The sequence below is a fragment of the Sphaerospermopsis reniformis genome (genome assembly GCF_005402885.1).
GTDB classification, from domain to species: domain Bacteria; phylum Cyanobacteriota; class Cyanobacteriia; order Cyanobacteriales; family Nostocaceae; genus Sphaerospermopsis; species Sphaerospermopsis kisseleviana.
The window spans coordinates 21,822-28,390 of record NZ_BJCE01000047.1 but is presented as its reverse complement, the minus strand read 5'-3'; the positions used below and the strand labels follow the sequence as shown (position 1 = coordinate 28,390).

Here is a 6,569-nt window from a genome sequence, read left to right as displayed (position 1 = left end):
TGTCCACAACAACGATCAATTCCCAGACTGTCTAAGAGTAGATCGCTAACGGCGTTGGCGATCGCAAACTCTCCATAAAAGCTTTTAGAAAAATCAAAAGACTGCATCTCTGTAACAATAGCAATTACCAGAGATCCTAAATCATCTTCTCCTTCCATGCGTTGCCTGACAAAAATCTGCGCTGCACGTTGGGCAATTTTTTGATTAACCAGTTCGGGAAGAAATTCTGTATCTAGCCATAACAACAGTCGCTTTTGCAACCATTCGCCTTCTTGTTGAGGATTTTCCGTAGGTGGTAGGGTAATAGGTGGAATTGGCTGAGTCATGTTTGTATATCTTAAATAGATTTTGTGTACCAAGGTAATCTCATACCATTTTGGATTTTAGATTTTGGATTTTGGATTTTAGATTTTGGATTGTAAAAGTCTTGTTAAACAAGCTTTTAACACAAGCTTTTAATCTTTCCATATCTCAAAATCATGGTTCAAGCTGGGATGAGAGAGAAAAACGCAGCAGCAGTCCAATCACAGCTAAATGCGTTCCTTTGGGGGTTTTGTTATGATGTTCATAAACTATGGAATATGATGTTGCTGCTATTATTCGAGGTTATGCTCAAGGATATTTTCTCATGGCTGATGAGCATGATCACTTGGGATGGTATGGAAGTAGAGAACATACTTTGATTCCCTTAGATGAAAGATTCCACTATCCCAAGTCATTACAACGAGTTCTCAACCAAGAAAAGTTTACAGTAGCAGTTAACCGTGACTTTATGGGTGTGGTTAATGGATGCGCTAACCGAGAAACAACTTGGATTTCTCAAGAATTAAAAAAAATCTACTGGTTACTTTACCAAACTGGTTATGCTTATAGTTTTGAAACCTGGCACGGTGATCAACTTGCAGGGGGAATTTTAGGGATTGTGATTGGAGGTGCTTTTATTGGTGAATCTATGTTTTATAAAATTCCTGAAGGTTCTAAAGTAGCGATGGTGAAGCTAGTAGAAAGGTTGCGAGAAAGGAAATTTTTATTGTTTGACGCACAAATGATGAATCCCCATTTAGCCCGATTTGGTGCTTATAACGTCGGTACTAAAGAATATGAGACGTTGCTGAGACAAGCTTTGCAAACATCTTGTTCATTAGAATGATAGTTGATAGTTGATAGTTGATTAGGAAACATCAAATTGATTACCCAGTCCCCAGTCACCAGTCCCCAGTCACCAATCACCAACCAAATAACGATAGAATGAAATTAATCAGACATTCATCATAAAGCCAAGACAATCATGCCCTCTGATATTGCTGTAGAGAAGAAAAAGTTAAAAAATCCACCTTTGAAGCTTCATTATTTAGGCGATCGCGCCCTCCGTCAACCTGCAAAGCGGGTAACAAAAATAGATGATGAACTTCGTCAACTGGTGCGGGATATGCTGCAAACTATGTACAGCGAAGATGGTATTGGTTTAGCTGCACCCCAAGTTGGAATTAATAAACAACTAATTGTCATCGACTGTGAACCCGATAAACCAGAAGTACCCCCATTGGTATTAATTAACCCTGTGATTAAACAGGTTAGCAGTGAGCTTTGTATTGCTCAAGAGGGCTGTTTAAGTATTCCTAAAGTTTTTTTGGATGTCAAACGCCCGAAAGTTGTAGAAATTGCTTATAAAGATGAATATGGTCGTCCCAAAACCTTAAAAGCTGGTGATTTACTGGGAAGATGTATTTTACACGAGATGGATCACCTCAATGGTGTGGTTTTTGTGGATCGTGTAGATAATTCCTTGACTTTAGCACAGGAGCTATCTAAAAATGGCTTCTCGTATCAAGCTGTAAAACCAGTAGCATAGGGTGGTCTTGTTGTGTATTTAACTCCAAAAAGCGGTTTATTTTTAGGTGGGTCTTGTTTTACAGCGATCGCTGCTGTTGGTTCTGTTTTTGAACTCAGTTCTGGACAACCTGATTTTGGTGTCCAAACTACTACCATTATTCTAGCTCTAAGCATTCCCCTGACTGTTTTATTTTTTATTGCGGCAGTCAAGGATGCACGGGCTAATATTAAATAAGCATCAGGTATACAAAAAGGTAAGAGTTTATACTATTCTTTTACCTTTTGTTTTTTTTGGTGATTGGTGATTGGTGATTGGTGGTTTAAAAGAATTTAATTTAACAAAAAAAATATAGAAAAATCCGTAGGAGAGAGGATTGATTTTTTTCTAGGGGGGTGGTAGGCTATATAGTATCTTCAATATAATGGGATGTAAAGTTTTTAAAAAATTTTAGCAACACTCCATTATACTAGAATAGTACCGCGCCCCAGAGAAAAAGTCAACGACCCAAAGATAAAAAGTTGCGCGACTCTAATAAAAAATAAAAATTGATAGATTGATAATAAGTAATTTGATGAAAACAGAAAATGCAAAAATGGTATTAACATCAACTGATAGTAAATTATTAAGACTTTCGCAAGGACACCTCAACTTACTAGAAACCTGTCCGCGTAAATTCCAGTATAATTATTTAGAAAAACTGACGACACCGACAGATCCCAAACAAGAAGAACATCAGATTGCAGGTAGTCGTTTTCACCTATTAATGCAGCAGAGAGAAATAGGTTTACCAATTAATAGTTTTCTCGAAGCAGATGATAAATTGAAAACTTGGATGAAAGATTTTAAAGAAACTGCACCAGAAATATTAACACCTGATATTAATAATCAAACCTTCCGAGAAAGTGAACATTATCGAACTTTGCAAACACAAAATTACCTAGTGACAGTAGTTTATGATTTATTAATTGCAGATCAAGAAAAAGCACATATCTTTGATTGGAAAACATATCAAAAACCACAAAAAAGAAATGATTTAGCTAAGAATTGGCAAACCAAACTTTATCTGTATGTTTTAGCAGAAACTAGCAACTATTTGCTGGAAAATATATCTATGACTTACTGGTTTGTTCAGGCTAAATCCCGATCTAACAATATTCCTTTTCACTATGAAACCAAAAAACACAAACAGACAGAAAAACAACTTCATCAATTATTAAATAAATTAACAAATTGGTTAGATGATTATGAAAAGGGTAAACCATTTCCGCAGGTAGAAGAATCTAAAACTTGTAATTTTTGTCAGTTTGCTAAACAGTGCGATCGCTTTGCTGATCGGAGGTATGACTCAAAAACTTTAGTAGCACCCGCAATTAATAATCTACCTAATCTTGATATTATTGAAGAAGTAGCACTATAGCAGGGAACTCTTAACATAGAACAGGAAATATAGCAAAAATTAACCAAATAAATCCAATAAATCTAAATCAAATAAATCAAAAAATTAACAAAATTAACAAAATTATGAAAACCTTTGATGAAAACGATACAATTTATGTTCGGGAATTAGGAATTGATGATATAGCACCTGTTTACCACTTAGGTGAAGAACTATTTACCAGCGATTTATATCCTTATTTATACCGTACCTGGGATGAATGGGAAGTAATAGGACTTTATAATACAGATCCAGAATATTGCTTAGTTGCGGAAACAGAAAGTGAACTTGCAGGATTTATTTTAGGGACAATAATTAGTAAAGCATCTTGGACCTATGGTTACATTTTGTGGTTAGGAGTAAATCCTAAATTTCAACGTCAGGGAGTTGCAGATAAATTAGTTGATAAAGTTGTAGCGCGAATGATTGAAGATGGGGCGCGGTTTATGTTAGTAGATACTGATCCTACAAATACTCCAGCAGTGAAATTTTTTAATAGAAAAGGTTTTGGTAACATTCGCCAACATATTTTCTTATCAATGAATTTGAGTAAACATCCATATTATGGCAGACTAATAGATTATGAACATCAAAAAGCAGAAAGGGCAGGTTATAGGCGCACACGAACTACAATTCGTTCTCGAAAATCCGAAGGTATTCCTGGGGAAATAGCGATGAATCCCTTAGTGAATGAATCATCAACAGATTTAATGATTAATGAGGAATAAAGAGAGGAGTCAGGAGTCGTAGGGGCGAAGCATTCGGAAAATAACCTTTTCATCAAATTGATAATTGTTCGCCCGAATGCTGACGCTTCCAGCACGCTTCGCGAACGCCCGTACAGGAGTCAGGAGTCAGGAGAATTTTAGATTTTAGATTGGATTCATGAAATACAATCCAAAATCCAAAATCCAAAATCCAAAATATAATCACCAATCACCAATCTCTATTTTAAATTAATTCAATGCAGTGGATTTTATTAGAAACAGAACAAATTCCTGAGTGCTTCATCCAAGCAGTTAAACAGTACACACCTTTATCAAGTGGTATTTTTGCTGCACAATTATTATGGCAAAGAGGAATAAAAACAGAATTAGAATTAGCCAGTTTTGTGAATTTCCAAAGTTATCAAGCTGCAAGTCCTTTTGAATTTGGACAAGAGATGCACTTGGCGGTTAACCGTTTAAAAAAAGCGGCTATATCTGGTGAAAAAATAGCGATTTGGGGAGACTTTGACGCAGATGGTATTACCTCAACTGCGGTTTTATGGGATGGTTTAGGACAATTTTTTATTCAACATGAACAATTAACTTATTATATCCCTAATCGGTTAACAGAATCTCATGGTTTAAATTTAGCAGGAATTGATAATTTAGCCCAACAAGGTTGTACATTAATCGTTACTTGTGACACGGGAAGTACAAATATTGATGAAATTATTTATGCCCAAAAATTAGGAATTGATATTATTGTCACAGATCATCATACTTTACCTGCTGAACGTCCTCCGGTAACTGCAATTATTAATCCTCGTTACTTACCAAAAGAACATCCATTATTTCATCTTTCTGGAGTTGCAGTTGCTTATAAATTAGTGGAAGCATTATATGAAACTTTGCCCGATGTACCCCAACGTCCCCTAGAAGATTTATTAGATTTAGTAGCGGTAGGATTAATTGCTGATTTGGTGCAATTAAGTGGAGATTGCCGTTATTTAGCACAAGTAGGAATTGAAAGATTACAAGCAGATTATAAAAAACCTGTTGTTGAAAGAAGACGACCAGGGGTAGGTAGATTATTAGAATTATGCCAGAAAAGTGGCGATCGCCCTACAGATATTTCCTTTGGTTTAGGTCCTAGAATTAACGCAGTTAGTAGGATTAAAGGTGATGCTAGTTTCTGTGTAGAACTATTAACCAGTCGTGATATACAACGTTGTCAAGAACTAGCAGAAGAAACAGAATTAGCGAATACCCGACGCAAATCTTTACAGAAAGATGTACAAAATCAAGTATTAAAAAAAATCTCCCAATTAGATTTATCAACTACCAATGTCATAGTTTTAGAAGATCCACAATGGGCTAACGGTGTGTTAGGTTTAGTAGCAGGTCAAATTGCCCAAGAAACAGGAAAACCGACAATTTTATTAAGTACAGAAAGCGGAGAATATGAACCAAATAAACCACAATTGGCGCGGGGTTCTGCCAGATCAATTAATGGTGTGGATTTATATCAATTAGTTAACGAACAATCCCATTTATTACATCGTTTTGGTGGACATCCATTTGCGGCTGGTTTAAGTTTACCTGTAGAAAATATCCCCTTATTTACAGATGCAATTAATCAAAAATTACGGCAATCTTTAGGGGGAATAAATCTCACACCCACTGTCCAAGCTGATGTGGTGGTGACAGTTGCAGATTTAGGGAAAGAATTATTTTTAGAACTGAAACTTTTAGAACCTTGTGGAATGGGAAACCCTGTACCAAAATTACTCATTAAAAATTGTTGGTTTGAAAATGCTTGGCATAGAAATCAACAAGATTTAAAAGGTAAGAAAATACAATATATTAAAACCGAGTTTGACATTAGAGATGATTCTAGTAAAAATCCTTTTCCTGGTATTTGGTGGGGACATTATAAAGAAGAATTGCCTACAGGTAAATGTGATTGTATTGCGGAAATAGATTTTAATAGCTTTAAAAAACGTTATGAAATCAGATTAATTGCTGTGCGTCCTAGTGCTGATTTAGAAGTGCAAACTGAGAAATCAGCAATGATTTTAGATTGGCGAAATCAGGATGTTTCGGAATTTGCTGTAGATGATTCAATATTAATTATTAAAGAGTGTCCCACAACTTGGGAGGATGTAAGAGCTTGGTTGAGAAAATCGGTTTATAAACAACAAAAACTAGCTTTAGCTTGGGCAAAACCAGAAAACCAAACTCCCCAGGAAATTTGGTTAACGTTGGTAGGAGTTGCTAAATTTATCAGTCGCAAAAATCAGCTAGTTACCCGTGTACAAATATTAGAAAAACTGGGTATTAGTGATCCTAGTTTATATTTAGGATTTCAGGCTTTGAAATATTTAGGTTTTACTATTGAACGTCAAGATCGTTATCTACAAATTACGTGGAATGAATTTATCAATGATACAACTAAGGCTGAAAATGCAGTTAATCAATTTTTAGCCGCATTACAAGAAGAACAATTTCAAAAAAAATATTTTGCCACAGTTCCTATATCTACTATTCAGGCGATCGCTTTTAATGGTTTACTTTGATAACAGTAAGATATAAT

The 6,569-nt window shown here is 35.4% G+C and carries 7 protein-coding genes; 6 read left to right on the top strand and 1 reads right to left on the bottom strand.

The features are described 5' to 3' along the window. Positions 1 to 326 (bottom strand): DUF8822 family protein (locus tag FFR48_RS09245; protein ID WP_137667154.1); only part of this gene is annotated, 326 nt, incomplete at its 3' end. A gap of 248 nt (positions 327 to 574) precedes the next feature. Here FFR48_RS09245 and aat point away from each other — a divergent pair. The 6 genes from aat (at position 575) to recJ (ending at position 6,552) form a co-directional block, all read left to right on the top strand. Further along, a complete protein-coding gene (aat, locus tag FFR48_RS09240) occupies positions 575 to 1,150 on the top strand; it encodes a leucyl/phenylalanyl-tRNA--protein transferase (protein WP_096570567.1) in 576 nt (191 codons plus the stop codon). 138 nt (positions 1,151 to 1,288) lie between these two features. Continuing rightward, complete coding sequence (gene def / locus FFR48_RS09235) at positions 1,289 to 1,852, top strand: peptide deformylase (RefSeq protein ID WP_096570565.1); 564 nt, start codon at positions 1,289 to 1,291, stop codon at positions 1,850 to 1,852. Between the two features lie 12 nt (positions 1,853 to 1,864). Beyond that, on the top strand, positions 1,865 to 2,068 hold the full coding sequence (locus tag FFR48_RS09230) for a hypothetical protein (RefSeq protein ID WP_096570563.1): 204 nt from the start codon (positions 1,865 to 1,867) through the stop codon (positions 2,066 to 2,068). Between the two features lie 358 nt (positions 2,069 to 2,426). Beyond that, positions 2,427 to 3,251 carry a PD-(D/E)XK nuclease family protein gene (locus FFR48_RS09225; protein ID WP_137667153.1) on the top strand — a complete coding sequence of 275 codons (825 nt, stop codon included), beginning with the start codon at positions 2,427 to 2,429 and terminating at the stop codon, positions 3,249 to 3,251. A gap of 104 nt (positions 3,252 to 3,355) precedes the next feature. After that, positions 3,356 to 3,997, top strand: coding sequence for a GNAT family N-acetyltransferase (locus tag FFR48_RS09220; protein WP_096570561.1), 642 nt, complete (start codon positions 3,356 to 3,358; stop codon positions 3,995 to 3,997). Between the two features lie 236 nt (positions 3,998 to 4,233). Continuing rightward, on the top strand, positions 4,234 to 6,552 hold the full coding sequence (recJ, locus tag FFR48_RS09215) for a single-stranded-DNA-specific exonuclease RecJ (RefSeq protein ID WP_137667152.1): 2,319 nt from the start codon (positions 4,234 to 4,236) through the stop codon (positions 6,550 to 6,552). Positions 6,553 to 6,569 lie beyond the last annotated feature (17 nt).

Excerpts from the sequence above, each read along its gene's own strand:
- FFR48_RS09220 (WP_096570561.1), top strand. The coding sequence starts at position 3,356 with ATGAAAACCTTTGATGAAAACGATACAATTTATGTTCGGGAATTAGGA.
- recJ (WP_137667152.1), top strand. The coding sequence starts at position 4,234 with ATGCAGTGGATTTTATTAGAAACAGAACAAATTCCTGAGTGCTTCATC.
- FFR48_RS09225 (WP_137667153.1), top strand. The coding sequence starts at position 2,427 with ATGGTATTAACATCAACTGATAGTAAATTATTAAGACTTTCGCAAGGA.
- def (WP_096570565.1), top strand. The coding sequence starts at position 1,289 with ATGCCCTCTGATATTGCTGTAGAGAAGAAAAAGTTAAAAAATCCACCT.
- aat (WP_096570567.1), top strand. The coding sequence starts at position 575 with ATGGAATATGATGTTGCTGCTATTATTCGAGGTTATGCTCAAGGATAT.